Source organism: Amaricoccus macauensis (genome assembly GCF_014201905.1).
Classification (GTDB): Bacteria; Pseudomonadota; Alphaproteobacteria; order Rhodobacterales; family Rhodobacteraceae; genus Amaricoccus; species Amaricoccus macauensis.
The window spans coordinates 230,496-255,323 of record NZ_JACHFM010000003.1 but is presented as its reverse complement, the minus strand read 5'-3'; the positions used below and the strand labels follow the sequence as shown (position 1 = coordinate 255,323).

The window sequence follows — 24,828 nt, the reverse complement described above, 5'->3', positions numbered from 1 at the left end:
CCAGCTCCGCATCGGGGCCGCACATGCGGCCCAGGCGTGTGGCGTGCATCGCGGATTTCACGCCAGTGCCTTCGCCTTCAACGCCGCCTCGCGCATCTGGCTCAGGGTCTGGCGCGGGGTCAGCGCCTCGGGCGAGACCACCAGGTCGAGCACCGCCCCGGTCTTCGACTCGAGCGCCCGTCCGAAGGCCGCCGGGAAATCCTCGGTCCGCTCCACCCGCTCCGCATGGAAGCCATAGGCCCGGGCGAGCATGGCGAAATCCGGGTTCTGCATCGTCGTCCCGGACACCCGCCCGGGATAATTCCGCTCCTGATGCGCCCGGATCGTGCCGTAGATGCCGTTGTTCACGATCAGGACGATCGGCTGCGCGCCCGCCTGCATCGCGGTCCCGAGTTCCTGGCAGGTCATCTGGAAATCGCCGTCCCCGGCGAAACACACAACCACCCGGTCGGGGTGCGCCACCTTCGCCGCCACCGCCGCCGGCAGTCCGTAACCCATTGCCCCCGACTGTGGCGCGAGCAGCCGCGCCGCGGGGCCGAACCTGAAGAACTTGTTCGGCCAGACGGTGAAGTTCCCCGCCCCGTTCGTCAGGATGACGTCGTCGGGCAGGAGGTCCCTCAGATGCGCCGACACCGCCACCATGTCGACCGGAGACGGCTGCGCCGGGGCGTCGAAGCTCGCCTCCCATTCAGCCCGCCCGCTTGCCCGCCAGTCGGCCCAGCCGCCCTGCACCGGCCGGAGCGCCGCGGCGAAGGCGTTCGGTCCGGCCTGTATCCCGAGCACAGGCTGGTAAATCTTTCCAATCTCCCGGTCCGAGGCATGGACATGGATGATCGCCTGCCGCGGCACCGGCACGTCGAGCAGCGTATAGCCATCGGTCGTCATCTCCCCGAAGCGAACGTTGATGGCGAGGATCACGTCGGCGTCCGAGATCAGCCGTTTCACGTGCGGCAGCATCCCCACGCCCGCCTCGCCGCAGAACACCGGCGAGAAGTTGTCGATCTGATCCGAGAAACGGAACACCGCCACCACCGGGATATCCGACGCCTCCGCGAACCCCTGAAGCGCCGCCGCCCCGGCCGCGCTCCAGTTCGACCCGCCGATCAGGATCAGAGGCGCCCGCGCCCCGGTCAGGATCCCGAGTGCCGCCTCCGCCGCCTCCGCCGACGGCGCCGGCTCCATCACCCGCGACGGGCCGACAAGCGGCGCCGCGTCCGTCAGGCTCGTCAGCATGTCCTCGGGCAGCGCCACGACCACCGGCCCCGGGCGCCCCGTGAGGGCCGTCGTCCAGGCGCGCGCGAGGATCTCCGGGATGCGCCGCACGTCGTCGATCTCGACCGCCCACTTGGCCATCGTCCCGAAGACCGCCCGGTAGTCGATTTCCTGGAATGCCTCGCGACCGCGCATGTCGGTGCCGACCTGCCCGACGAAGACCAGCATCGGCACGCTGTCCTGCATGGCGGTATGAATGCCGATCGACGCGTTGGTGACCCCCGGCCCCCGCGTCACGAAGCAGAGCCCGGGCTCGCCCGTCAGCTTCCCCCAGGCCGCCGCCATGAAGGCCGCACCCCCCTCGTTCCGGCAGAGCACGAAGTCGAGGCGCCCCGTCGCGTCGTGGAGCGCGTCGAGCACCGCAAGGTAGCTCTCGCCCGGCACGCCGAACCCCTTGCGCGCTCCGAGCGCCACCAGGCTCTCCACCAAGATCTGCCCACCGTTGCGCATCCCGTCCTCCTCCACTGTCGGCTTTGAGCGGACCTTTCCATCTGACCGGGCGAGCGGCAACGCGAAATCAGGGCAATCCTGCCCGATGAAGCCGGAACCGCCTCGCCCGGCACCCGAGTTCCTTCACCGTGCCCATGCGCATCGGCCCATTGCCAGAACCAGCCACCGATTCGAGTGGCTGCCTCGCAAACCTCGCCGGAAAGAGGTCAATGCCGCTGATTATCGTTATGATTTAACGGAAGTTTCACACTCTCGGCCCCTATGAGGCCACGGTCGCGAAAAAATGCGGCCCCAGTCCCGATTTACGCTTGATTGCGACGGTCGCTGGCCTCATATGCGCCCTACGACGCCAACGCACGCGCCTCTGTAAGTTCCCGAAGTGGGAGAACTCACGTAGCGACGGTAACGTCTCTTTTGGGAACTCCGGGGTTGAAATCCCCCGGGACTGATGGAGATGCGCATGCGACACGCTGCCGCTTTTGCGGGCAAGCCCGCACGACTCTTTGCCGACAATCACCCGACCGTTTCGGCGGTTTCCGCCGCGCAGGATGCGTACATCCGCGCGACCGATTTCGATCGCCCGACGGTGGTGTTCGATCTCGACATGCTCCGCGCCAAGTACCGCGCCCTCGACACCGGCCTCGCCACCGCGAGCATCCACTACGCGGTGAAGGCGAACCCGGCTCCCGAGGTGATCGCCGCCGTTGCCGCCGAGGGCGGCCGCTTCGACTGCGCCTCGCGTGGCGAGATCGACCTGTGCCTCTCGCTCGGCATCCCGGCCGATCACATCGCCTTTGGCAACACCATCAAGCGTGCCTCCGACATCGCCCACGCCTTCGCCGCCGGTGTCGAGCAGTTCGCCGTCGATGCCGAGGAAGAGCTCTACAAGCTCGCCGAGCACGCGCCGGGCTGCCGCGTCATCATCCGCATGCTGGTGGAGGCCTCGGAGGCCGACTGGCCGCTCAGCCGCAAGTTCGGCTGCTCGCGCCGCGAGGCACTGCGCCTCATGGATCTCGGCCGCTATCTCGGCCTTGACGTTGCCGGCATCTCGTTTCACCCGGGCAGCCAGGTGCGCGAGCCGCGCATGTGGGCCTCCGCCCTCGACGCGGCGCACATCCTCTGGACCGAGGCGGCCGAGGCCGGCCACGCGCTTCGCATCCTCAACATCGGCGGCGGTTTCCCGGCGTTCTATGGTGAGCCGATGCTCCGCACCGAGGCGTATGCGGCCGAGGTGATGCGCATGGTGCGCCACCGCTTCGGCACTGACGTGCACGTCATGGCCGAGCCGGGCCGCGGCCTCGTGGCCGAGGCGGGCGTCATCATTGCCGAGGTGCTGCTCGTGGCGCGCAAGGACCAGGACGACCTCGCCCGCTGGGTCTTCCTTGACATCGGCAAGTTCTCCGGCCTCGCCGAGACCATGGACGAGGCGATCCGCTACCAGTTCGAGACCCGGCACGACGACGCGGAGACCGGTTCCTGCATCCTCGCCGGCCCGTCCTGCGACTCCGCCGACGTGCTCTACGAGAAGCGCCCGGTCCAGCTGCCCCTCGACATCGAGGCCGGCGACAAGATCCGGATCCTCTGCACCGGCGCCTATACCTCGAGCTACAGCTCGGTCGGCTTCAACGGCTTCCCGCCGCTCGCCGCGGTCTTCGTCAACTGAAAACCGGAAGGGGCCGGTGATCGCCGGCCCCTTCGCGTCGTTCGGTCAGGCGCGTTTCAATGCCCGTATGATCAGGAGCAGGATCACTGCCCCGATCACGGCGGCCACGATGGCTCCCAGTATGCCGCCGCCCATGGTGATGCCGAGCGCCCGGAAGATCCAGCCGCCGATCACCGCGCCCAGAATGCCGATAATGATGTCGCCGACGAGGCCGTAGCCACCGCCCTTGACGATCACTCCGGCGAGCCAGCCGGCAATGGCGCCGATCACGATCATGACGAGGATGGCGGTCGCGGTGCTCATCCCAGCCGTCGCTGCTGCGTTTGGATCCATGCCACTCTCCACGCTGGAACGACGCCCACCGTCGTTCACTGCGGCGATCAACGATTTGCGAGCCTGTGGCGTTCCAGTGACGGAACCCGGGGCGGCGGGGTGGACTTCGCCCCGCGGATTCGGCCAGATGCGGAAGCGATGCACGAGACCCACATGAACGACCGCGGCCCGACCCCGACGCTTTTTGCCTCCTACAACATCCACAAATGCGTGGGCGTCGACCGCAAGTTCGATCCCGATCGGATCATCCGCGTCATCACCGAGATCGCCCCCGACGTGATCGCGCTCCAGGAAGCCGACAGACGCTTCGGCGATCGGAGCGCGCTCCTCGACCTTGACCGGCTGTACCGCGACACCGGTCTCGTTCCCGTGCCGGTCGAAAATGGCCGCGCCGGCCACGGCTGGCACGGCAACCTCGTGCTTGTCCGGGAGGGGCTGGTGCGCGACCTGCACCAGATCCGCCTGCCCGGGCTTGAGCCCCGCGGCGCTCTCGTCGTCGATCTCGACCTCGCGGCGGGACCGGTTCGGGTCGTCGCCGCGCACCTCGGGCTCTTGCGCCAGTCCCGCCTGCTCCAGATCGAGGCGCTGCTCCAGCACGCCCGCGGCGCGACCGACCGCCCGGTGGTCTTCATGGGCGATCTCAACGAGTGGCGGCGGCAGGGACGATCGTCGCTCGTGCACACTCAGACGGTCTTCGGGCCGCTCGGCCCCGGCGTCCCGAGTTTCCCCGCCTACTTCCCGGTGCTGGCGCTTGACCGGGTGTTCGTGCTGCCCTCCGCCCTCGTCGAGGACTTCACGGCGCACGGCTCTCCGCTCGCCCGCATGGCGTCCGATCACCTGCCGGTCAAGGCGCTCGTCAACCTCTCCGGGACGCCTGTCGCCGCGAAGCCGCCCGCATCCGTGGGAAGCCCGCTCTCGGCCCTTCCCACGCGGCATCGGCTGTTTCCCCGGAGTCGCAACGAAGAAAGCCCACACCCATGAAGACCCTCGCCCCGCTCGGGCTCGTCGCGTCCCTTGCCACCGCCCTCGTGGCGGCCATCGTCGCCATCGCCAGTCCTGCCGCGGCAAAGATCCCGATCTCGCGCGCCGACCGCAACCACGACGGTATCGTGACCTACGAGGAAGCCAGCCGCGTCATGCCGCAGTTGATGGAGGTGCAGTACCTGAAGGCCGACTCGAACGGCGACGGGGTGATCGACAGGGGCGAGTATCCGCTGCTCGACAGCTTCTACGGCTACGTGGTCAATCGCTGAGGCCTTGCCGACCCGGAGCGAAGCGGCCATAAGGCCCCGTCCCTCCCGAACATCCGAGCCTGCTGCCCATGGCCACCGCCTCCGCGAATATCAACATCATGATCAAGGCCGCTCGCCGCGCCGCGCGCGGCCTGCTGCGCGACTTCGGCGAGGTCGAACAGCTTCAGGTCTCCTCAAAGGGGCCGGGCGATTTCGTGAGCCGCGCCGACCTTCGCGCGCAGCAGGTGCTGAAGGAAGAGCTTCTGGAGGCTCGCCCGAACTACGGCTGGCTTGCGGAGGAAGGCAACGCCGAGATCAAGGGCGCCGATCCCACCCGGCGCTGGATCATCGACCCGCTCGACGGCACCACCAACTTCCTCCACGGCCTGCCGCACTGGGCGGTCTCGATCGGGCTGGAGTACAAGGGCGAGATCGTCGCCGCCGTGGTCTATGATCCGGCCAAGGACGAGATGTTCGTTGCCGAGAAGGGCGCGGGCGCCTGGATGAACGACCAGCGCATCCGCGTCTCCGGTCGCCGCGACATGCTGGAGATGATCTTCGCGACGGGTGTCCCCTTCGGCGGCAACCCGGAGCTTCCGCGCACCCTTCGGGCGATCGCCGCACTTGCGCCCCGGACCGCCGGCATCCGCCGCTGGGGTGCCGCGTCGCTCGATCTCGCCTACGTCGCCGCCGGGCGTCTCGACGGCTACTGGGAGCGCGGCCTTCAGCCCTGGGACGTGGCGGCGGGCTTGCTCCTCGTCCGCGAGGCCGGTGGTTTCGCCGGCGGCATCGGTGAGGACGAACACATTTTCAACGACCGCTCCGTCGTCGCTGCGAACGCCAACGTCTACGACAGCCTGCGTTCGATCCTGCGCGACGCCTGAGAGGCGTCGCCCCGTCAGTCCGCCATGCGCGCGGTCAGACGTTCAAGCACGTGGACCCGGATCGCCGAGGCGAGCCCGCGGTCTGCGCCCCGCGCTTCGTCTATCTCGGCAGCAAGTTCGTTCAGCCCACGCCCCTCCGCCGCAGCGAGCGCCCGAAACGCCCGCCAGAACTCCGGCTCGAGCGACACCGAAGTCCGGTGGCCGCGCAGGGTGAGCGAGTGCTTTTCCGGACGCACGACGGGTCAGCCCTCGCCCTGCCCGCCGCCACCATCGCGAGGTTCATCACCGCCGGACCCGGTGTCCCGGTCCCGGCGGTGGCCGTCGAAGCGCCGCCGGTCCAGCGCCGCCTCCGCCTTTGCCCGCTCGGTCTCGTCTCCGGTCCGCACGGCCACCTTTCGCCGCGCCTCGGCCCGCTCGCGCTGCTTGCGCGCGGTTCGGAGGTTCACGACGTCAGCCATCAGAGGTTCTGGGCGTTGAAGGTGTCGCACTGGTCCGGGTTGCCGCTCCGGTAGCCCTCGTAGAACCAGCGCTGACGCTGCTCGCTGGAGCCGTGGGTGAAGCTGTCGGGCACCACGACCCCCTGGCTCTTCTGCTGCAGCGCGTCGTCGCCGATGCGGGCCGCGGTATCGAGCGCGCTGCGGATATCGTCATCGGTGAGCTTCAGGCGGTCGCGGGCCGCATTGGCCCAGACCCCGGCGTAGCAGTCGGCCTGAAGCTCGACCTGCACCGAGATGGCGTTCGACTGCGCCTCGCTCGCCCGCTGGCGAATGTTGTTGGTCTGCTCCAGCACGCCGAGTTCGTCCTGCACGTGATGGCCGACCTCATGAGAGATCACATAGGCCCGGGCGAACTCGCCGCGCGAGCCGAGCTGCTGCTCCATCACCCGGAAGAAGTCGGTGTCGAGATAGACCGTCTTGTCGAGCGGGCAGTAGAACGGCCCCATCGCCGACTGCGCCGCACCACAGCCCGACCGGGTGACGCCGGAGAAGAGCACCAGTCTCGGCTGGTGATACGTCAGGTTCGACGCCTTGAAGATCGAGCCCCAGACGTCTTCGGTCTCGGCCAGCACCACCGCCACGAACTGCTCGCTCTGGTCGTCGATGCTGTTCGGCCCCGCGGGTGCCTGGGTCTGGGTCTGGGTTCCGCCGCCACCACCATTGAGCAACGGCGTCAGGTCGACGCCGAAAAACATGCCGATGAGCACGACGGCGAGCACGCCGATGCCTCCCGCGCCTCCGACCCGGACCATGCCGCCGCCACCACGGCCGCGCCGGTCCTCGATGTTCGAGCTCTCACGCCGCCCTCGCCAGTCCATGCACGCGTTCCTTCATCGCCCTCTGCCGAGCATAGCAGCAGGTTCACGTCCGGGAAATGCCTTGCCTGCGTGTGAGTTCCAACCTGCGAGTGCAGGATCCCCCGACTCCCCCGCTTTGCCCGCCACAGCGCGTCACGACCGCGTGCCCTGAGCCGCCAGGCAGTTCCCTTGGCTCTTTCCTTTCCCGCAACTGCGTGAAATAGGACGGCCCTGTCCCCCAAGGATCGGAGTCTCGGCGATGGACCTTCGCGAAGCCTTCACGTTTGACGACGTGCTCCTGGTGCCTGGCGCCTCGGAAGTGCTGCCCGCGACCGCCGACACCCGCACCCGGCTCACCCGCGAGATCAGCCTGCAGATCCCGCTGCTCTCCGCCGCCATGGACACGGTGACCGAAGGCCGGATGGCGATCGCCATGGCACAGGCCGGCGGCGTCGGCGTCATCCACCGCAACCTCGGGCTCGAGGAGCAGGCCGCCGAGGTGCAGCGGGTGAAGCGCTTCGTCTCCGGCGTGGTCTACGCCCCGGTGACGTTGCGCCCGGACCAGACGCTGGCCGATGCCAAGGCGCTCATGGAGCGCTACCGCATCACCGGCTTCCCGGTGGTCGACGGCAACGGCGTCGTCGTCGGCATCGTGACGAACCGCGACATGCGCTTCGCGACCGATGACCGAACCCCGGTCTCGGCGATGATGACGAGCGAGAACCTCGCCATGCTGCGCGAGCCGGCGGATCTCGGCGAGGCCAAGAACATGATGCAGGAGCGGCGCATAGAGAAGCTCCTCGTCGTCGACGAAGGCGGGCGGCTGAACGGCCTGCTCACCCTGAAGGACACCGAGCAGGCGGTGCTCAATCCCCTTGCCGCCAAGGACGACCTCGGGCGCCTGCGCGTCGCCGCCGCGTCGACGGTCGGTGACGCCGGCTTCGAGCGCTCCGTGGCGCTCGTCGAGGCCGGTGTCGACGTGGTGGTGATCGACACCGCGCACGGCCACTCGAAGGGCGTCGGTGAGGCGGTGGACCGGCTGAAGCGCTACTCGAACCGGGTGCAGATCATCGCCGGCAACGTGGCGACCGCCAGCGCGACCCGCGCGCTCATCGATGCCGGCGCCGACGCGGTCAAGGTCGGGATCGGCCCGGGCTCGATCTGCACCACCCGCATCGTCGCGGGCGTCGGCGTGCCGCAGATGACCGCGGTCCTCGACTGCGCCGGTGAGGCCGAGCGCACCGGCCACACGGTGATCGCCGATGGCGGCATCAAGTTCTCCGGCGACTTCGCCAAGGCGATCGCCGCCGGCGCCAGCTGCGCCATGGTCGGCTCGATCCTCGCCGGCACCGACGAGGCACCGGGCGAGGTGATCCTCTACCAGGGCCGGAGCTACAAGTCCTACCGCGGCATGGGCTCGGTCGGCGCCATGGCCCGCGGCTCGGCGGACCGCTACTTCCAGAAGGAAGCGTCCGCCGAGAAGCTCGTCCCCGAGGGCATCGAGGGCCAGGTTCCCTACAAGGGCCCGGTCTCGGCCGTGCTGCACCAGCTCGTCGGCGGCCTGCGCGCCGCCATGGGCTACACCGGCCACCCGACGATCGACGCCATGCGCGGGAACTGCGAATTCGTCCGCATCACCGGCGCTGGCCTCCGGGAAAGCCATGTGCACGACGTGCAGATCACCCGCGAAAGCCCGAACTACCGGATCGGGTGATTGCGGGGAGAGGTTCGTCGGGATGCCCTGACAGACCCTCGACAGGACATTCCGCAGCACCCCGCGACAGAGCCCCCGGCCTCTTGCGGGCTCCGCGCTGCCCCTGATCGCCTTCGACCGGGAGCTTCCTGTCCACCGCGGCCCTGAAACTTCGGCTATCCAGTTCACGCCCCCAGCCGGACGCGAGCGTGTGACCGGGCTTGTCCGATGTTTCTCGGCCATTTCGTCTCACCCATCGCGACCGCTACACACCCGCGGACGGCACCGTCCGAGGCGCTTGCGCGGGTCTTCGGCCGGCGGACATGGGCGGGGCCGCGCAGCCTTCGAAAGCGGCAGCGGCTACGCACTGTGCGGGACTGCATCGCTGCCGCTCCCGAGTAGGGCGGATGAGATGCCGTGAGACGACATGCCCCCACCGGTGCCCGTGATTTTCCTGCCTGAACAGTTGGTCGCTCCGCCTCTCAAGGGCGGTCTCGCCTCGCCTCAATGCATCTCTCTGGCGATCAAGACGCGGCGGAATCACGAAATCACGAAAATGCGATCGACTCCGCGGGAAACATCCGACGCGATGCGGACTATGGCCTGGGAGGTAAAGCCCCCGATGACAGCCTGACCACGGAACCCGTCGACATCTCGCAGTCATTTCGAGATGGACCCCTGGATACTTGCGTCCCGATCGACCGTTGGCTCCGACGCCTGGTCCGCGATTGAGACAACGGCTCTGATGCTCAAGCGCCACTGTTTTACGCCCGCGCCGACCGACTGCGCCGCACTCCGCCGGCAAAGCATTGCTGGTGGCCGCGCAGAGCGGGTAATCTGCGCGCGTAGCAACCGACCCAGCCTCGCGTTGCATAGTACACATAGGTGAGAGAGAATATGGCTTTGATCCAAGGAACGGCGGTGGCCGACCTCCTGCGGGGCACCGCGTCAGTTGACACGATCTTTGGCGGCGCGGGCAACGACACCCTGCAGGGGGTGGGCGGAAACGACCGGCTGTTCGGACAGGACGACCATGACTCACTGCTCGGGGGCGCGGGCGCCGACGTGGTCAGTGGCGGGTTTGGCAACGACCAGATCTATGGTGGCACTGGCAACGACACGCTCTTTGGCGGCGCCGGCAATGACCGGATGTTTGGCGATGGTGGCGATGACGTCTTCATCGCCGGATCGGGGAACGACTATATTGATGCCGTCCTTGGCAACGACAACCTCGGCGGCGGCGCGGGCGACGATACGCTCATCGGGCGTGCGGGAAACGACCACCTCGAAGGTGATACCGGCAATGACCGCCTGAGCGGCGGGATGGGGATCGACGAGTTCGAGTTTCAGGGTGACGACGGCAACGACGTCATCACCGACTTCGAGTCCCACGACAAGCTGTGGCTGCGCAGCCTCGGCTATGGCAGCGTCGAGGAAGTGATCGGATACGGCACCCAGGACGGCGCCGACACGGTGTTCAACTTCGAGGGAACCATCGTCCGGATCCTGAACAAGGAGCTGACGAGCTTCACCCCGTCCAACTTCGTCATCGAGCCGACATTCCAGCGTAGCATGATCGAGGGGAACAACGGGGCGAACGTGCTGAATGGCACTGCCGCGCCGGACAAGATGTTCGGCTATGCCGGGCGCGACCTGCTCAACGGTGGCGCCGGCAGTGACGGCCTCTTCGGTCACCGGGGCGATGATACGCTGAACGGCGGTTCGGGGAATGACACGCTGTCAGGTGGTTACGGCAATGACCTGCTGCATGGCGACACCGGCAACGACCGCGTCGGTGGCGGCGGAGGCAACGATACGCTCTACGGCGACGACGGGATCGACAAGGTCTTTGGCGCTTCGGGTGACGATCTGATCTATGGCGGGAACGACCGGGACGACCTCGGCGGCGGCAGTGGCAATGACACGCTCTATGGCGGTGCCGGCAACGACCGCCTCGAGGCCGACACCGGCGACGACATCAACTTCGGCGGCGCCGGCGCGGACGAGTTCGAGTTCCAGGGTGGCGACGGAAACGACACGATCATGGACTTCGCCGCCGAGGACAAGCTCTGGCTCGTCGCCTTCGGCCTCGGTTCCGTTGCCGAGGCGATGAGCCTCGGCGTCGACTCCGGCACGAGCTGCGTCTTCACGTTCGACGCCTGCACCGTGACGATCGAGAACTGGAACCTCGCGGACTTCACGGCCAGCAACTTCGTCCTGTGATTGCCTGAGGCTGCCGGCCCTTTTGCCGGCGTCACGCAGATCAAAGGCAGGGAGCCCCGCTCCCTGCCTTTCTCGTTTGGGAGGTCCATCGGCCGAGCGCCGGGACCGGCCCCGGGCGGATCCCATCGCACAGCCGCTTATGCCGACTTTCCCGGTGTACACTGGCGATCATGCTACAGATGCTTATGGCCTATCCTACCAGCGCCGCACCGCGCACATGTCGGATTGCGCTCATGGATAATTCCCACGGCCAGGCCGAATTGCTACATGCCCCCGGAGCAAGGGGAACACTGGTGCAGTACCGAGCAGATATCGACGGGCTTCGTGCCGTCGCAGTTACGTCCGTCGTCGCATACCATGCCGAGGTTGCCGGAGTCTCCGGGGGGTTCGTCGGCGTCGACATCTTCTTTGTCATCTCCGGCTTCCTGATCACGTCGCTGATCATCGAGGACCTCGAGCGGGATCGCTTCTCGCTGGCCGGCTTCTGGGCCCGCCGCGCCCGCCGGATCCTGCCCGCCCTCGCGGTCGTGCTTGTCGCCACGCTCGCCGTTGGCGCCGCGATCATGCTGCCAGCCGATTTCGGCAAGCTGACCGACAGCGCCCTCGCCACGGTCCTTTTCGGGTCCAACATCTACTTCTGGCAAACCACCTCGTACTTCGGCGACAACACCGACCTCATTCCGCTGCTGCACACCTGGTCGCTGGCGGTCGAGGAGCAGTATTACCTCCTGTTTCCGCTCATCATGCTCGTGGCCTTCAAGGTACTCCGGCGGCCGGGTGCGCTCCTCATCGCCATGCTCGTCGCGTCCTTCGCGCTTGCCGTGTGGGCCGTGAACCGCGCCCCGGAGGCGACGTTCTACCTCTCTCCGACCCGCTTCTGGGAGCTGCTTCTCGGATCGGTGCTCGCGATCGGCATTGCACGTCTCCCCGCGCCGCCGGTCCTTCGCGAGATCGCTGGCGTCGTGGGCATCGGCCTGATCGCATGGAGTGTCTTTGCCTACGACGAGACCACCCCGTTCCCCGGTCAGAACGCGCTCTGGCCCTGCCTCGGGGCGGTCCTCATCATCTGGGCGCAAACCAGCGCGGTGAACCGCGTCCTCCGCCTTCGCCCGTTCGTCTTCATCGGTCTCATCTCCTATTCGCTCTACCTCTGGCACTGGCCGGTCATCGTTTTCGCGCGCTATGAGGGGCTTTTCCTCGGCACGGCGTTCCAGTCGGCGGCGGTGATCCTGATCTCGCTCGTGCTCGCCATCCTCTCCTGGCGCCTCGTCGAGATCCCCTCGAAGGCGTGGCTCGGGCGGGTGGGCAACCTCCCCGTGCTTCGCGCGTCCGCAATCGGGATGGCGGCCTTCCTGATCGCCGGCTTCGGCATCGCGCGATCGGGCTACGCCACCACCGGCAGCCCCGAGGTCAGCACGGAACTCGGCCGTACCGCCGCCCGCGCCGCCTACGGCGAGGGCGAATGCTTTTTCAGCTCCGACGCACCGATCTCGAGCATCGACCCGGCCCACTGCCTGCGCCCCGATCCGCAGCGGCCGAGCTATCTGCTGATCGGCGACAGCCTCGCAGCGCACCTGTGGCCCGGGCTTCGCGCGGCGCTGCCCGACGAGAGCCTGAGCCAGCTCACCTTCGGTGGTTGCCCGCCGTTCGAGAGCTCGCTCGAGCGGGCGGATCCCGGCTGCCGCAAGGTAACGCAGGCCGTCCTGCAGTCGCTCGCATCCGCTGACTACGACGTGATCATCGTCGCCGCACGCTGGAAGCCGACCGATCTGGCGCAGGTGGAAGACATGATCAAGCGGCTGAAGCAGAGCGCTCCCGAGGTCGTGCTGGTCGGTCCGATGGTCGAGTACCGCCGCAACCTGCCCGACATCCTGAAAGACAGCGAGAACCCGACCCGCTCGGCCGTGAAGTATCGCACCGTGCCGACCTCCCTCGACACGCGCATGCGCACGCTCGCCGAGGAGGAGGGCGTCGACTACGTCTCGCTCATCGACCTCATGTGCCGCGGCGATGACTGCCGGCTCTTCGACCCGGCCGGCAAGCCGATCCAGTGGGACAACACCCACCTCACGCCCCTGGGCTCGGTCGAGATCATGGATCTCGCCGTTGCCAACGGGGAGATCCCCTTGCTATAGGCCTTGCTCCGCAGTTGGATGCGGTTGTTCTTGTAGAGCCAGGATCCCCCGGTGTCAGCCAGAGGTTCTCTGGCGGGGGCGAGGGGCTGCATGGTGGCAATGATGGGAAGCGTGCCCGATCGGTCGCGTCGATCATGGCCTGCTCTCCTTCGCCATCGCAACCTGCTGGTGCTGGCGGTGGTGCAGGGTCTCTGCGCCAGCTGGTTCCTGTTCGACATCCTGATGGAGGTCGGGGACATATGGCGCAATCCGTGGCATCAGATCCCTGAGGTCACTGCGGTGATCCTGCTCTGCGTCGGGACGGTGCTCTCCGTTCGCCAGATCACCAGCGTCTTGCGGCGCAGCGATGCGATCGAGGCGCGCCTTCAGACCGCAAGCCAGGCCTTCCGCGCCCTGCTCGAAGAGACATTCGATGACTGGGGGATCACGGACGCGGAGCGCGACGTCGCCATCCTGACGCTGAAAGGCCTCAGCATCTCCGAGATCGCCGAGGCGCGCGGCACACGCCCGGGGACCGTCCGCGCCCAGAGCGCTGCCATCTATCGCAAGGCCGGCGTGAGCAATCGCCTGCAACTCATGTCGCTCTTCATGGACGACCTGACCGCCGGCCTCGTCCTGACCACGCCAGCCGAGTCCGACACTACTCGGTAAACACCTCCTCGCGCTCCCGCCGCACCTCCGGAAGGACCGTCAAGACGAGGACCGTCAGCGCAAGCAGGAGCAGCATGGCGCTCCAGGGGTGCGTCACGAAGACCCACGAGGCACCGCGTGACAACACCATCGCCTGCCGCAGGTTCTACAACGAGGACCGACCCCACAGCGCGATCGGCTACAAGATCCCGATCGCGCTGACTGAACCGGGCGGCGAGGCCGGCCCGCCGCCATGACGAAGCCCGGACTTTCCAGCACCGGGTGGCCCAAGGTTCGGGAACAGCGCACGAGACCGCGGGACTCCAGCCCCAGCCGGATGAAAGGTGGGGGTCACAGCAGACCGTAGCGACTACGCTCTCGCACTGTCCGGATCCCGTGCCCGAGCAGGTTGAGATAGAACAGCTTGCACATCCATACGATCCAGGATGTCACGCAGCCGGTCTGGGCGTGGCGGCGTATCCGTGCCAGACCTCTGTCATGTCGGTGATGACTCTGCTCTGGTGTCCATAAACGTCAGCGGCGCAGCGGGATGCCGCTCCGGGCAAGCTCCTCGAGCTTCTTCGGGACGGCGAAGCGCGGGCCGATCGTCATTTCCGCGGCACGGCAATAGTCGAGAAGGCGCTGGCTGCCGATCTGGTCGATGTAGCTCGCAACGCCGCCGGTATGCGGTGCAAATCCCCATCCGAGCACCGAGGCCACATCTGCATCCGCGGCGCTTGCGAGGACGCCATCGTCGAAGCAGCACAATGTCTCGACCGCCTGCCGGAACATCAAGCGCTCGGCAACGGCGTCAATGTCGGGTTGTTTCGAGGCGGGGGGGAAGAGGTCGGCGAGGCCATGCCAGAGACGCGGGCCATCGTCCGCGTGGTCGTAGAAACCCGCACCGCGGCGCTTCTCGCCCGGGCGGTCGTGACCGATGAGCGTCTGACCGACCTTCCGGCCGGGGTTGGGGAGGCAGGCAGCGCCGAGGTCCGCCTCGGTCTGCGCCTCGATCTGCTCGATGATGTCGAGCCCGATCATGTCGCCGAGCCGCAGCGGCCCCATCGGCATTCCGGCGCGTCGCCCGGCGCTCTCGACAAGCGGCGCCGCGACGCCTTCGCCGAGAAGCGCCATGCCTTCGAGGATGTAGCCGACCACCACGCGCGAGGTGAAGAAGCCCCGGCCGTCGTTGACCGCAACCGGCGTCTTGCCGAGCACCTTCGCCAGGTCAAAGCCCGCCGCCAGCGTCGTCTCACTCGTCTCCGGGCCGTCGATGATCTCGAGGAGCGCCATCCGCTCCACCGGCGAGAAGAAGTGCAGGCCGAGCAGGCGATCCTTGCGCCGGAGCGGGCGGGCAAGCTGTCCGATCGGGATCGTCGACGTGTTCGACGCGAGGATCGCGTCCGGGCGCATCACCGCTTCGGCTTGCGCAAGGATCCGGTGCTTCAGGTCGGCGTTCTCATGGACCGCCTCAATGACCAGATCGCAGTCCGCGAGCGCCGCATAGTCGGTCGTGGGCGTGATGCGGGCGAGATGATCCGCCCGGTCGGCCTCAGTTGCGCTGCCCTGATCCACCGCGCGGTCAAGCAGGCGCTCGGAGTAGCCAACGCCGCGGGCGGCGGCGGCGGCGTCGATTTCGATCAGGACGACCGACAGGCCAGCCTTCGCCGCCTGATAGGCAATGCCGCCGCCCATTAGTCCGCCTCCGATGACGCCGATCTTGCGGAAGATCACGACTGGCGGCGTCACTGGGCGGCGCCTGAGCGCGCGGGCGTCCTTCACGGCGAAAAAGCTGGTGCGCAGAACCGCGCGAGTGGCCGGGATCCGGCTCAGTTCGACGAAGCGCCGCGCCTCGAGCCGGAGGGCGGGGTCGATCGGCATCTGCAGTCCGTGATAGACCGCTTCCGCGACCAGCCGCTCGGCAGGACGGTTGCCCCAGTTTGCCCGGGTCTGAGCGGCGTTGAACTCGGTGAAGAAGCCCGCGAACCCCGGATCGGCCGCCGGCGAGATTGTACCCCTGCGATCCCAGGGCTGGGTCGCGCCAGTCTTGTTCCCAAGGCGCTCGAGCACCCGCTTGCGCGCCGTCTCGCGGAGGGCGTCCGGCGCGACCACCTCATCCACGGCGCCGAGCGCGAGGGCGTCCCGCGGGCTCCACGTGCGCCCTTTCACCATGTCGCGCACGGCGGAGCGGTACTCGATCAGGCGGGGGAGGCGTTGGGTTCCGCCGAAGCCCGGCATGAGCCCGATCGCGCTCTCCGGCAATCCGAGGCGGATCGCGGGATCGTCGGCGACGACGCGGCCGTGACAGGCGAGCGCCATCTCGAAGCCGCCACCGAGCGCGTGGCCGTTGATTGCGGCGACGACGGGCTTGCCGCAGGTTTCGAGCCGGCGGAAGCTCGTCATCACCGCCTCCAGGAAGGCCCAGACCTGTTGCGGCGAGCGGTCGAAGAGTTCCATGACGAAGTCGAGGTCGGCACCGGCGTGGAAGGCGCGGCCTGACGAGGCGACGATGGCCCCGACGATCACCGGATCCGAGGCGATCCGACCCACGGCCGCGTCGAAGCTCGCGAGGGCCGCTTCGGAGAAGACGTTCATCGGCCCCTGCGGCTCCCAGAGGAGAGTCGCCACGCCGTCGCTCTCAACCGTCAGGCTCACCGGCTCGCCGCTCATCAGACGCGCTCCACGACCATGGCGATCGCCTGACCGGTTGCCGCGCAGAGCGTGGCGACGCCGATGGTGCGATCGCTGCGCTCCAGCTCGTCGACCAGCGTGCCGAGGATCATCGCGCCGGTCGCCCCGAGCGGATGCCCCATGGCGATGGCGCCGCCGTTGACGTTGATGCGATCCGATGGAACGCCGAGCGTCTGCATGAAGTAGAGAACGACGGTGGCGAAGGCCTCGTTCAGTTCCCAGAGGTCCACGTCGTCCACGGTGAGCCCGGCCTTCGACAAGGCCTTCTTCACGGCGAGGGCCGGGCCGGTCAGCATGATCGTCGGTTCCGAGCCGACGGAGGCGACCGCCCGGACCCGCGCGCGGGGCCTCAGACCGGACGCGGCGCCGGCCTCGGCGCTGCCCATCAGCAACGCGGCCGCGCCGTCAGCGATCTGCGACGAGTTCGCGGCGGTGTGGACATAAGCGATCTCACCGATCCTCGGATGGCGCTGACCGGCGACCTGATCGAAGCCGGTCCTCCGGGCGTAGGCCTCGAAGGCCGGCGGCAGGGCTGCCATGTCCTCGGGGCGAACGTCGGGGCGAACCGTCTCGTCGGTGTCGAGGATGGCGAGCCCCGCCCGGTCATGCACCGGCACGATCGAGCCGCCGAAGCGGCCTTCCGCCCAGGCCGTCGCCGCGCGACGATGGCTTTCGAGCGCGTAGGCGTCGACGTCCTCTCGGGAATGGCCGCAGAGGGTAGCGAGAAGGTCGGCCGAGACCCCTTGCGGCACGGTCAGCATGGGCGTTGCGAGACCCGGGTCCGACAGAACGCCCATGCCGCTCGAAAGCATCGGCACCCGTGACATCATCTCGATGCCGCCCGCGACCACAAGATCAGTCTCGCCGCTCGCCACCTTGCCAGTGGCGACGGCGCAAGCCTCGAGCCCGGAGGCGCAAAATCGGCTGACGACGACGCCGGGCACGCTCTCGCCATAGCCTGCGGCCAGCGCCGCGGTGCGGGCAATGTCGCCGCCCTGATCGCGGACGGGATCAACGCAACCAAGGATCACATCGTCGATGCGAGCGGGATCGAGACCCGCCCGCTCGACCAGCGCCCGGAGCGGGATGGCGGCGAGCTCGACCGGCGAGAGTTCGGCAAGCGCGCCCGTCGAGGCCCGTCCCTTGCCGCGCGGCGTCCGCACCGCGTCGAAGATCATGGCTCGTGTCATCTCGCCTCCGAGAACAGCACCGCTTGCCCGCAGTCACGCAGTTCCATGCCGCCTATGTAGGGTGTCGGCTCGCACTTGACGACCGGGACCACCCTTGATCGCCTGCCTCTGGCGTTCCGCGAGACATCACCACTATCTCACCACTATTCCGTGACATCTTCCGGCCAGGCGACAGGGACTCCGGACCCCTACCCTACCAGAGGCGCGTCACCCCGTAGCTGTCGAACAGTACCTCATTCGACACGAGCCGCAGATCCCGCGCGAGCGCCTGTGCGATGAGCATCCGGTCGAACGGATCGCGATGCGGCCCGATCAGCCGCCCGGCCCGCTCGGCGTCGGCAAGCGTGATCGGGAGTTCCTCGAAGCCCTGGCCGGCGATACTGCCGCGCACGTCGCCCGCCACGTCAGCGGCGCCGGGAAGCTTCCCCAGACGGTGCTTGGTGGTGATCTCCCAGGCTGATGCGGCGCTGACAAGCACCCGCTGCCCCGGATCGAGCATCGCGCGGCGGGCATCCCCGGACAGGCGCTCGTCGCCGTCGAGCCACCAGAGCAGCGCATGGGTATCGAGAAGCAGCGGCGTCAGGGTGGTCTACTCCCAGACCGCCAGCTCGGACTCGGACAGCGGTTCGAAGAAGGCGTCGCCCACAGCGGCACGTCCGCGCATCGCCCCGAAGCGCCGCGCAGGCGCGACGTCGGCAACGCGCACCAGCCGTGCCACCGGCTTGCCACCGCGCGCGAGCACGATGTCCTCGCCCGCCTCAACCTCGGCAATCAGCCGCGAGAGGTGGGTCTTCGCCTCGTGGATGTTAACCGTCTTCACTTGCCTCTCCGCCTAGTCCACAAAATTAGCTAACCTGGCCCTGCCAGTCAAGCAGTGCCGCCGGACCCCACACCGGACCCCACGCTGCCGGAACCGCAATCAGGCAATCGTCCGTCATATCACGGACCCGGATCAGGGACTTGCGCTCCGCGGCATGTCGCCCGCAGGGTGCAATCGGCAGGGAGGATCGAAATCGTGGATCAGACAGGCGGCATGTTGGACTGGACCACGCAATTCGCCGGGCTGTCGCGCCTCAGCCCCGAGATCAAGGCGAGGCTTCTCACCGAGAGCCGGGTGGCGAGCGTACCGAAGGACACGGTCATCTTCGGGCCGGGCAAGGCGCCCGAGACCCTCCTGCTGCTGCTCGACGGCAGCGTGCGCGTGCAGCAGACGAGCGAGAACGGGCGCGAGGTGTTTCTCTACCGGGTCACGGCCGGACAAAGCTGTGTGCTGACCACCGCCTGCCTTCTCGCCTACGAGGAATATTCCGCCGAGGGCATCGCCGAGACCGACCTGGAGGCGGTGCTGGTTCCGCGCGTCACCTTTGACGAGCTCATCGCCGGCTCTCCCGAATTCCGCCGGTTCGTCTTTGCAGCCTACGCCCGGCGCATCACCGACCTGTTCCGCGTCATCGAGGACGTCGCCTTCCGGCGCGTCGACGTGCGCCTCGCCCAGAGGCTCGTCTCGCTCGCTGGCGCCGATGGCGCGCTTGAAGCGACCCACGCGGCGCTGGCAACCGAGCTGGGCAGCGTCCGCGAGGTGATCTCCCGACAGCTTCAGGAATTCCAGCGCCGCGGCTGGGTTGAGCTCGGGCGCGGCACCATTCAGATCACGGCACCCGCAGCACTGAAACGGCTCGCCGAGCAAAGGTGACTTAGTCACCGACACTGCACCACCGCACGTGCGAGAAGGGCGCAACTCGAAACGGAGATGTCGCCATGCCCTGCAACATCGGAATCGCGGACCGCGTCGTCCGTGTCGTAATCGGCCTTGCCCTCACCGTGCTGCCGCTCCTGACCGGCTTCGCGGCCGGCAGTTCGTGGCTCTGGTGGGCCGCGCTTGTCGTCGGCCTGGTGATGCTCGCAACAGCGGGTATGCGCTTTTGCCCGCTCTACACCGTCCTCGGCATTCGAACCTGCCGACCATAGTCGCCCCGATCACCTCTTGACCTCACCCGCGGGCCGGATGCTGATTATGCCGTGTTGCGCATAGCTCTCCATGACCGCATCGTGGACGCGACCAGCCGCCTGAGCGTTCCTGTTGGCTGGTCCCGGCGATGGCGGCTTGCTCGTTGCGCTCTTCGCCGGAGCGATCAGCGCAACGCCCGCCAGGCCCTCGCGATCGGCGGCGATGTTCCGGTGCGATGCTCGAAGGCAGCGGCACTTTCGGGTGCGGGATACCTTGAGCGCCACTATGTGCAGTTTCACGGACGGCGTACTTCGCCACCGTATTCGCCGCCCGCCAAGTGATCGGAGCCACGTCAATGGAACTCGTGCCCGCCCGTCTCATCGGTGTCGCGTTCGCCGCCAGCGCCGTCCTCGACCGCCGGCACCCTGCCCACGCCTGAAAGGAAACGCCATGACCTGCCCCGTCAACATGACCGTCCTCCCGGAGGTCACCGCCTTTTTCGACCCGGCGACGAACACCATCAGCTACGTCGTGAAGGATCCGAAGTCGGACGCCTGCGCCATCGTCGATTCCGTCATGGACATCGACTACGCCGCCGGCCGCATCTCCTACCAGCACGCGGACGAAATCATCGCCTTCGTCGAGAAGCACAGGCTCCGCGTCGAATGGCTGATCGAGACCCACGTCCACGCCGACCACCTCTCGGCGGCGCCCTATATCCAGGACAAGCTGGGCGGCAAGCTCGGCATCGGCGCGAACATCACCATCGTCCAGGAAACTTTCGGCAAGATCTTCAACGAAGGCACCGAGTTCCAGCGCGACGGCAGCCAGTTCGACCGCCTGTTCGAGGACGGCGACACCTACACCATCGGCACGATGCCCGCGGTCGCCATGCACACCCCGGGACATACGCCTGCCTGCATGACCCATGTCATCGGCAACACCGCGTTCGTCGGCGACACGCTCTTCATGCCCGATGGCGGCTCGGCACGCGCCGACTTTCCGGGTGGTGACGCGGGCGAACTCTATGATTCGATCCAGAAGGTGCTCGCCCTTCCCGACGCGATGCGCCTCTTCATGTGCCACGACTACGGCCCGAACGGCCGGGACATCCAGTGGGAGACCACTGTCGGCGACGAGAAGGCCCACAACATCCACGTCGGCGGAGGCGCGACCCGCGAGGCGTTCGTGAAGATGCGAGAGGCGCGCGATGCTACTCTCGGCATGCCAAAGCTCATCATTCCGTCGTTGCAGGTGAACATGCGCGCCGGCGAATTGCCGCCGCCGGACGCGACCGGCAAGCGGTTCCTGAAGGTGCCGGTCAACGTACTCTGATCGAGAGAGGAGAAACGCCATGCAGATCAACCGCATCGACGAGACGCTCGCGGTGTCGCCGCAGATCGCGCCCGCTGACATCGCGGGTATCGCCGCCGATGGCTTTCGCTCCATCGTCTGCAACCGCCCGGACGGCGAGGGATCGGACCAGCCGACAAGCGACGAGATCGCCGCCGCCGCCGCCACGGAGGGACTTGCCTTCCGCTACCTTCCGATCGTTTCGGGCATGGTGAGCGACGCGGACGCAGAGACCTTCGGCGCGATGCTCCGCGAGCTGCCCGGACCGGTCCTTGCCTACTGCCGCACCGGCACCCGTTCGGCGACGCTCTGGTCGCTGAGCGAGGCCGGCCGGCGACCGCTTCCCGACATCCTGAAGCGGACGAAAGCGGCAGGCTACGACATGAACGGGGTTGCCCGCCGCATCCTGAACGGCGGGCGCACGCCCACCGACACCGGTGACGTCCGCCACGATGTCGTGATCGTCGGAGGCGGCGCGGCGGGAATTGCCGTCGCGGCCTCGCTCCGCGCGCGCAAGCCCGACCTCGACGTTGCGATCATCGACCCGGCTGAAATCCATTACTACCAGCCCGGCTGGACCATGGTCGGCGGAGGCATCTTCAAGCCCGAGCAAACCGTTCGCACGATGGGCAGCCTGATCCCCCAGGGCGTGAAGTGGATCAAGGCAGCCGTCGCCGCCTTCGAGCCGGCGAACGACGCGGTGATCCTCGACGGCTGCCGGGTGGTGAAGTACGGGCGGCTGATCGTCTGCCCCGGCCTCAAGCTCGACTGGGATGGCGTCGAGGGCCTGACCGCGACGCTCGGCCGCAACGGCGTCACCTCGAACTACCGCTATGACCTCGCGCCCTACACCTGGCAGCTCGTCCAGCGGATGCGCTCGGGCCGGGCGATCTTCACCCAGCCGCCGATGCCGATCAAGTGCGCCGGCGCGCCGCAGAAGGCACTGTACCTCTCGGCAGACCACTGGAAGCGCACCGGCGTGCTCGACGCGGTGCAGATCGACTTCATGAACGCGGGCGGCGTGCTCTTCGGCGTCAAGGACTATGTCCCCGCCCTCATGGAGTACGTGAACGCCTATCACGCGAACCTCAAGTTCTTCCATCGCCTGATCGCCGTTGACGGCCCGAGCCGCACCGCGACTTTCGAAGTCACCGCGCCGGACACGCCGAAGGAAACGGTGACGGTCTCCTTCGAAATGCTTCATGTCTGCCCGCCGCAAACCGCACCCGACTTCATTCGCGTCTCGCCGCTCGCGGACGCCGTCGGCTGGGTCGATGTCGATCAGCACACCCTCCGGCACAAGGCGTTCACCAACATCTGGTCCCTCGGCGACGTGATGAGCGCGCCGAACGCCAAGACCGCCGCCGCCGCGCGCAAACAGGCGCCGACCGTCGCCGAGAACGTGCTCGCCGACATCGCCGGCCACGGACCCGTGGCACAGTACGACGGCTACGGCTCCTGCCCGCTCACCGTCGAACGCGGTCGCATCGTGCTGGCCGAGTTCGGATATGGCGGCGCGCTGAAGCCGTCCTTCCCGGCATGGCTGCTCGACGGGACGAAACCCTCCCGGCTCGCCTGGCTTCTGAAGGAGCGCATCTTGCCGCCCGTCTACTGGAAGGGGATGTTGCGTGGCCGCGAATGGCTTGCGAAACCCGAGGCCGTGGCAGTGCGCCCGCAGAACGCAGAGATCGGCAAACCATAATGACTCCCTCCCGCGCAGGAGTTGCCGCGGCACTCCGAAGGTCGCTGCCCATCCTTGACTGGGGACGCGGCTACTCCGCCACGACCCTGTCGAGCGACCTCATGGCGGCAGCGATCGTCACGATCATGCTGATCCCGCAGTCGCTCGCCTACGCGCTCCTCGCCGGGCTGCCGCCCGAGGTCGGGCTCTACGCCTCGATCCTGCCGCTTGTCGCCTATGCGATCTTTGGCACCAGCCGCGCGCTCGCCGTCGGACCGGTCGCCGTCATCTCGCTGATGACCGCCGCCGCCGTCGGCGGTCTCGGGCTCGCCACCCCGGCCGAGGCGATCGCGGCCGCGGTGGTGCTCGCCGCCCTCTCCGGGCTTATCCTGCTCGCGATGGGGCTGCTCCGCCTCGGCTTCATCGCCAACCTGCTTTCCCATCCGGTCATCGCCGGTTTCATCACCGCTTCGGGCATCCTGATTGCCCTAGGTCAGTTGAAATCGATCCTCGGCATCAAGGCCGATGGCGAGACGGCGCCCGAACTCCTCGCCTCGCTGGCTCGCCACGTCAGCGAGATCAACCTCCCCACGGTCGTCATCGGTGTTGCCGCGACGGGGTTTCTCTTCTGGGTCCGGCGCGGACTGAAGCCGTTCCTCCTGGGGCTTGGCCTCGGCTCCCGTGCCGCGGACATTGCCACCAAGGCCGGCCCGGTCGCCGCCATCGCGGTCTCGACGCTCGCGGTCTGGAGCCTCGGGCTCGACAAGGCCGGCGTTGCCATCGTCGGCACCGTTCCGACCGGACTTCCGCCGCTGGGGCTGCCGGTCCTCGATCCCGGCCTGTGGCGTGACCTCCTCGTGCCGGCGCTCATCATCTCGCTGATCGGCTTCGTCGAGAGCGTCTCGGTTGCCCAGACCCTCGCGGCCAAGCGCCGACAGCGCATCGTGCCGGACCAGGAACTCGTCGCTCTCGGCGCCTCGAACCTCGCCTCGGCGGTCTCGGGTGGCTTCCCGGTCACCGGCGGCTTCGCCCGCTCGGTCGTGAACTTCGACGCCGGCGCCGAGACCCCCGCTGCCGGCGCCTTCACCGCGATCGGCATCGCGCTCGCGACGCTGACGCTGACGCCGTTGCTCTTCTTCCTGCCGAAAGCAGTGCTGGCCGCGACGATCATCGTCGCCGTCCTTGGTCTCGTCGACCTCTCGATCCTCCGCCGCGCCTGGGCCTACAGCCTGCCGGACTTCCTCGCGGTTGCTGCGACGATCGGGATTACCCTTCTTGTCGGCGTCGAGGCGGGCGTCTCTTCCGGTGTCGCGGTGTCGATCCTGCTGTTCCTCTGGCGCACCTCGCGCCCGCACATTGCGGAGGTTGGTCGCGTCCCGGGTACCGAGCACTTCCGCAACGTCCTGCGCCACGTGGTGGAGACGGATCCACGCGTGCTGACGATCCGCGTCGACGAGAGCCTCTACTTCGCCAATGCGCGCTACCTCGAGGACTATGTCCTCGACCGCGCCGCCCGCTCCACGGACCTGCGCCACGTGGTGCTGCTCTGCTCGGCCGTGAACGATATCGACATGAGCGCGCTCGAGTCGCTGGAAGCGATCGACCAGCGGCTCGCGAGCATGGGCGTGGCCCTCCACCTGTCCGAGGTGAAGGGTCCGGTCACCGACAAGCTTGCCCGGACCACATTCCTTGACCACCTCTCCGGACAGATATTCCTGTCCCAGCACGAGGCGATGGCTGCGCTGACGGCAGCGGGAGAATCGCCCGGCATCCGGCGCGTCGGATGACGCGTGGTTGCCGACAGGCATGAGGCAGGGGCACGGAGCTCCGCCTCGCCCGCGGACCGCCGTGCTTCAGCCGGTTGCCGTGTCCCCTGCCCTTCCAACTTCGTGACCAGTTGGAAGCCCGTCCGGTCTGCGCTTCGGACCGCCGATGCGCTCGACCGACCGAGTCCGAAATGCCGGTGACGATCCGAGGCGTCAATGTCGCCATGGAAAGGAAGCCCGGCAAGACGGCGCCGGTAGCGCAATCGTTATCTTCATATAGACATATCGATGTCGCCACGCTAGCGACGGGAACCCTTGGCCGAGCGGAAAGCACCGGACCATGACAGCGTTCACACTTGGGCTGTCCGCCGGTGCGCCCTGATCAGACGC

23 protein-coding genes are annotated in these 24,828 nt (G+C 67.7%); 14 read left to right on the top strand and 9 right to left on the bottom strand.

From position 1 onward, the window contains the following. Positions 1-57: 57 nt before the first annotated feature. Positions 58-1,722 (bottom strand): thiamine pyrophosphate-dependent enzyme, encoded by a 1,665-nt coding sequence (locus HNP73_RS15085; protein ID WP_184151391.1) that lies wholly within the window; start codon positions 1,720-1,722, stop codon positions 58-60. 460 nt (positions 1,723-2,182) lie between these two features. Between HNP73_RS15085 and HNP73_RS15080 the strand changes: the two genes are divergently transcribed. Further along, the gene (locus HNP73_RS15080; RefSeq protein WP_246399850.1) at positions 2,183-3,385 is read left to right on the top strand and encodes a type III PLP-dependent enzyme; all 1,203 of its coding nucleotides are present in this window, start codon (positions 2,183-2,185) and stop codon (positions 3,383-3,385) included. Between the two features lie 45 nt (positions 3,386-3,430). On the opposite strand, the gene HNP73_RS15075 is transcribed toward HNP73_RS15080, so the two are convergent. After that, positions 3,431-3,688 (bottom strand): GlsB/YeaQ/YmgE family stress response membrane protein, encoded by a 258-nt coding sequence (locus HNP73_RS15075; RefSeq protein ID WP_184151385.1) that lies wholly within the window; start codon positions 3,686-3,688, stop codon positions 3,431-3,433. 183 nt (positions 3,689-3,871) lie between these two features. Between HNP73_RS15075 and HNP73_RS15070 the strand changes: the two genes are divergently transcribed. From HNP73_RS15070 to HNP73_RS15060, 3 genes are all read left to right on the top strand, one after another. Next, positions 3,872-4,699 (top strand): endonuclease/exonuclease/phosphatase family protein, encoded by an 828-nt coding sequence (locus HNP73_RS15070; protein WP_221288695.1) that lies wholly within the window; start codon positions 3,872-3,874, stop codon positions 4,697-4,699. Next, entirely contained in the window at positions 4,696-4,971 is a 276-nt protein-coding gene (locus tag HNP73_RS15065; RefSeq protein WP_184151379.1) for an EF-hand domain-containing protein, read from the top strand. The genes HNP73_RS15070 and HNP73_RS15065 overlap by 4 nt, the downstream gene beginning before the upstream one ends. A 68-nt stretch (positions 4,972-5,039) precedes the next feature. After that, the gene (locus HNP73_RS15060; protein WP_184151376.1) at positions 5,040-5,834 is read left to right on the top strand and encodes an inositol monophosphatase family protein; all 795 of its coding nucleotides are present in this window, start codon (positions 5,040-5,042) and stop codon (positions 5,832-5,834) included. Between the two features lie 14 nt (positions 5,835-5,848). On the opposite strand, the gene HNP73_RS15055 is transcribed toward HNP73_RS15060, so the two are convergent. Genes HNP73_RS15055 through ypfJ form a run of 3 tightly spaced genes read right to left on the bottom strand, consistent with a single transcriptional unit; the run spans position 5,849 to position 7,149 of the window. Then, a complete protein-coding gene (locus HNP73_RS15055) occupies positions 5,849-6,070 on the bottom strand; it encodes a ribbon-helix-helix domain-containing protein (protein ID WP_184151372.1) in 222 nt (73 codons plus the stop codon). A gap of 6 nt (positions 6,071-6,076) precedes the next feature. Beyond that, a complete protein-coding gene (locus HNP73_RS15050) occupies positions 6,077-6,292 on the bottom strand; it encodes a DUF4169 family protein (RefSeq protein ID WP_184151369.1) in 216 nt (71 codons plus the stop codon). Further along, on the bottom strand, positions 6,292-7,149 hold the full coding sequence (ypfJ, locus tag HNP73_RS15045; protein ID WP_184151367.1) for a KPN_02809 family neutral zinc metallopeptidase: 858 nt from the start codon (positions 7,147-7,149) through the stop codon (positions 6,292-6,294). Before ypfJ ends, HNP73_RS15050 begins: the two co-directional genes overlap by 1 nt. Positions 7,150-7,387: 238 nt before the next feature. Here ypfJ and guaB point away from each other — a divergent pair, with 238 nt between their 5' ends. From guaB to HNP73_RS15020, 5 genes are all read left to right on the top strand, one after another. Further along, positions 7,388-8,842 (top strand): IMP dehydrogenase, encoded by a 1,455-nt coding sequence (gene guaB / locus HNP73_RS15040; RefSeq protein ID WP_184151364.1) that lies wholly within the window; start codon positions 7,388-7,390, stop codon positions 8,840-8,842. An 876-nt stretch (positions 8,843-9,718) separates the two neighbouring features. Then, on the top strand, positions 9,719-11,044 hold the full coding sequence (locus HNP73_RS15035; protein ID WP_184151361.1) for a calcium-binding protein: 1,326 nt from the start codon (positions 9,719-9,721) through the stop codon (positions 11,042-11,044). Positions 11,045-11,337: 293 nt separating this feature from the next. Continuing rightward, on the top strand, positions 11,338-13,179 hold the full coding sequence (locus HNP73_RS15030) for an acyltransferase family protein (RefSeq protein WP_184151358.1): 1,842 nt from the start codon (positions 11,338-11,340) through the stop codon (positions 13,177-13,179). Between the two features lie 90 nt (positions 13,180-13,269). Beyond that, complete coding sequence (locus HNP73_RS15025; RefSeq protein WP_184151355.1) at positions 13,270-13,830, top strand: helix-turn-helix transcriptional regulator; 561 nt, start codon at positions 13,270-13,272, stop codon at positions 13,828-13,830. Between the two features lie 74 nt (positions 13,831-13,904). After that, positions 13,905-14,066 (top strand): hypothetical protein, encoded by a 162-nt coding sequence (locus tag HNP73_RS15020; protein WP_184151352.1) that lies wholly within the window; start codon positions 13,905-13,907, stop codon positions 14,064-14,066. Between the two features lie 277 nt (positions 14,067-14,343). On the opposite strand, the gene HNP73_RS15015 is transcribed toward HNP73_RS15020, so the two are convergent. From HNP73_RS15015 to HNP73_RS15000, 4 genes are all read right to left on the bottom strand, one after another. Beyond that, positions 14,344-16,479, bottom strand: a complete 2,136-nt coding sequence (locus tag HNP73_RS15015) for a 3-hydroxyacyl-CoA dehydrogenase NAD-binding domain-containing protein (protein WP_184151349.1) — start codon at positions 16,477-16,479, stop codon at positions 14,344-14,346. After that, on the bottom strand, positions 16,479-17,690 hold the full coding sequence (locus HNP73_RS15010; protein ID WP_184151346.1) for an acetyl-CoA C-acetyltransferase: 1,212 nt from the start codon (positions 17,688-17,690) through the stop codon (positions 16,479-16,481). Before HNP73_RS15010 ends, HNP73_RS15015 begins: the two co-directional genes overlap by 1 nt. A gap of 193 nt (positions 17,691-17,883) precedes the next feature. After that, positions 17,884-18,264 carry a type II toxin-antitoxin system VapC family toxin gene (locus HNP73_RS15005; protein WP_184152590.1) on the bottom strand — a complete coding sequence of 127 codons (381 nt, stop codon included), beginning with the start codon at positions 18,262-18,264 and terminating at the stop codon, positions 17,884-17,886. 15 nt (positions 18,265-18,279) lie between these two features. Beyond that, positions 18,280-18,510, bottom strand: a complete 231-nt coding sequence (locus tag HNP73_RS15000; protein WP_184151343.1) for a type II toxin-antitoxin system prevent-host-death family antitoxin — start codon at positions 18,508-18,510, stop codon at positions 18,280-18,282. 195 nt (positions 18,511-18,705) lie between these two features. Here HNP73_RS15000 and HNP73_RS14995 point away from each other — a divergent pair, with 195 nt between their 5' ends. The 5 genes from HNP73_RS14995 (at position 18,706) to HNP73_RS14975 (ending at position 24,459) form a co-directional block, all read left to right on the top strand. After that, a complete protein-coding gene (locus tag HNP73_RS14995; protein ID WP_425486638.1) occupies positions 18,706-19,383 on the top strand; it encodes a Crp/Fnr family transcriptional regulator in 678 nt (225 codons plus the stop codon). 65 nt (positions 19,384-19,448) lie between these two features. Then, a complete protein-coding gene (locus HNP73_RS14990) occupies positions 19,449-19,658 on the top strand; it encodes a YgaP family membrane protein (RefSeq protein WP_184151340.1) in 210 nt (69 codons plus the stop codon). 430 nt (positions 19,659-20,088) lie between these two features. Beyond that, positions 20,089-20,973: an MBL fold metallo-hydrolase gene (locus HNP73_RS14985; protein ID WP_184151336.1), complete on the top strand. Its 885-nt coding sequence runs from the start codon at positions 20,089-20,091 to the stop codon at positions 20,971-20,973. 19 nt (positions 20,974-20,992) lie between these two features. Beyond that, the gene (locus tag HNP73_RS14980) at positions 20,993-22,693 is read left to right on the top strand and encodes a bifunctional protein tyrosine phosphatase family protein/NAD(P)/FAD-dependent oxidoreductase (RefSeq protein ID WP_184151333.1); all 1,701 of its coding nucleotides are present in this window, start codon (positions 20,993-20,995) and stop codon (positions 22,691-22,693) included. Further along, a complete protein-coding gene (locus HNP73_RS14975; protein WP_184151330.1) occupies positions 22,693-24,459 on the top strand; it encodes a SulP family inorganic anion transporter in 1,767 nt (588 codons plus the stop codon). The genes HNP73_RS14980 and HNP73_RS14975 overlap by 1 nt, the downstream gene beginning before the upstream one ends. Positions 24,460-24,828: the final 369 nt, after the last annotated feature.

Excerpts from the sequence above, each read along its gene's own strand:
- HNP73_RS15085 (WP_184151391.1), bottom strand. The coding sequence starts at position 1,722 with ATGCGCAACGGTGGGCAGATCTTGGTGGAGAGCCTGGTGGCGCTCGGA.
- HNP73_RS15080 (WP_246399850.1), top strand. The coding sequence starts at position 2,183 with ATGCGACACGCTGCCGCTTTTGCGGGCAAGCCCGCACGACTCTTTGCC.
- HNP73_RS15075 (WP_184151385.1), bottom strand. The coding sequence starts at position 3,688 with ATGAGCACCGCGACCGCCATCCTCGTCATGATCGTGATCGGCGCCATT.
- HNP73_RS15070 (WP_221288695.1), top strand. The coding sequence starts at position 3,872 with ATGAACGACCGCGGCCCGACCCCGACGCTTTTTGCCTCCTACAACATC.
- HNP73_RS15065 (WP_184151379.1), top strand. The coding sequence starts at position 4,696 with ATGAAGACCCTCGCCCCGCTCGGGCTCGTCGCGTCCCTTGCCACCGCC.
- HNP73_RS15060 (WP_184151376.1), top strand. The coding sequence starts at position 5,040 with ATGGCCACCGCCTCCGCGAATATCAACATCATGATCAAGGCCGCTCGC.
- HNP73_RS15050 (WP_184151369.1), bottom strand. The coding sequence starts at position 6,292 with ATGGCTGACGTCGTGAACCTCCGAACCGCGCGCAAGCAGCGCGAGCGG.
- ypfJ (WP_184151367.1), bottom strand. The coding sequence starts at position 7,149 with ATGGACTGGCGAGGGCGGCGTGAGAGCTCGAACATCGAGGACCGGCGC.
- guaB (WP_184151364.1), top strand. The coding sequence starts at position 7,388 with ATGGACCTTCGCGAAGCCTTCACGTTTGACGACGTGCTCCTGGTGCCT.
- HNP73_RS15035 (WP_184151361.1), top strand. The coding sequence starts at position 9,719 with ATGGCTTTGATCCAAGGAACGGCGGTGGCCGACCTCCTGCGGGGCACC.
- HNP73_RS15025 (WP_184151355.1), top strand. The coding sequence starts at position 13,270 with ATGGTGGCAATGATGGGAAGCGTGCCCGATCGGTCGCGTCGATCATGG.
- HNP73_RS15020 (WP_184151352.1), top strand. The coding sequence starts at position 13,905 with ATGGCGCTCCAGGGGTGCGTCACGAAGACCCACGAGGCACCGCGTGAC.
- HNP73_RS15015 (WP_184151349.1), bottom strand. The coding sequence starts at position 16,479 with ATGAGCGGCGAGCCGGTGAGCCTGACGGTTGAGAGCGACGGCGTGGCG.
- HNP73_RS15010 (WP_184151346.1), bottom strand. The coding sequence starts at position 17,690 with ATGACACGAGCCATGATCTTCGACGCGGTGCGGACGCCGCGCGGCAAG.
- HNP73_RS14990 (WP_184151340.1), top strand. The coding sequence starts at position 19,449 with ATGCCCTGCAACATCGGAATCGCGGACCGCGTCGTCCGTGTCGTAATC.
- HNP73_RS14985 (WP_184151336.1), top strand. The coding sequence starts at position 20,089 with ATGACCTGCCCCGTCAACATGACCGTCCTCCCGGAGGTCACCGCCTTT.
- HNP73_RS14980 (WP_184151333.1), top strand. The coding sequence starts at position 20,993 with ATGCAGATCAACCGCATCGACGAGACGCTCGCGGTGTCGCCGCAGATC.
- HNP73_RS14975 (WP_184151330.1), top strand. The coding sequence starts at position 22,693 with ATGACTCCCTCCCGCGCAGGAGTTGCCGCGGCACTCCGAAGGTCGCTG.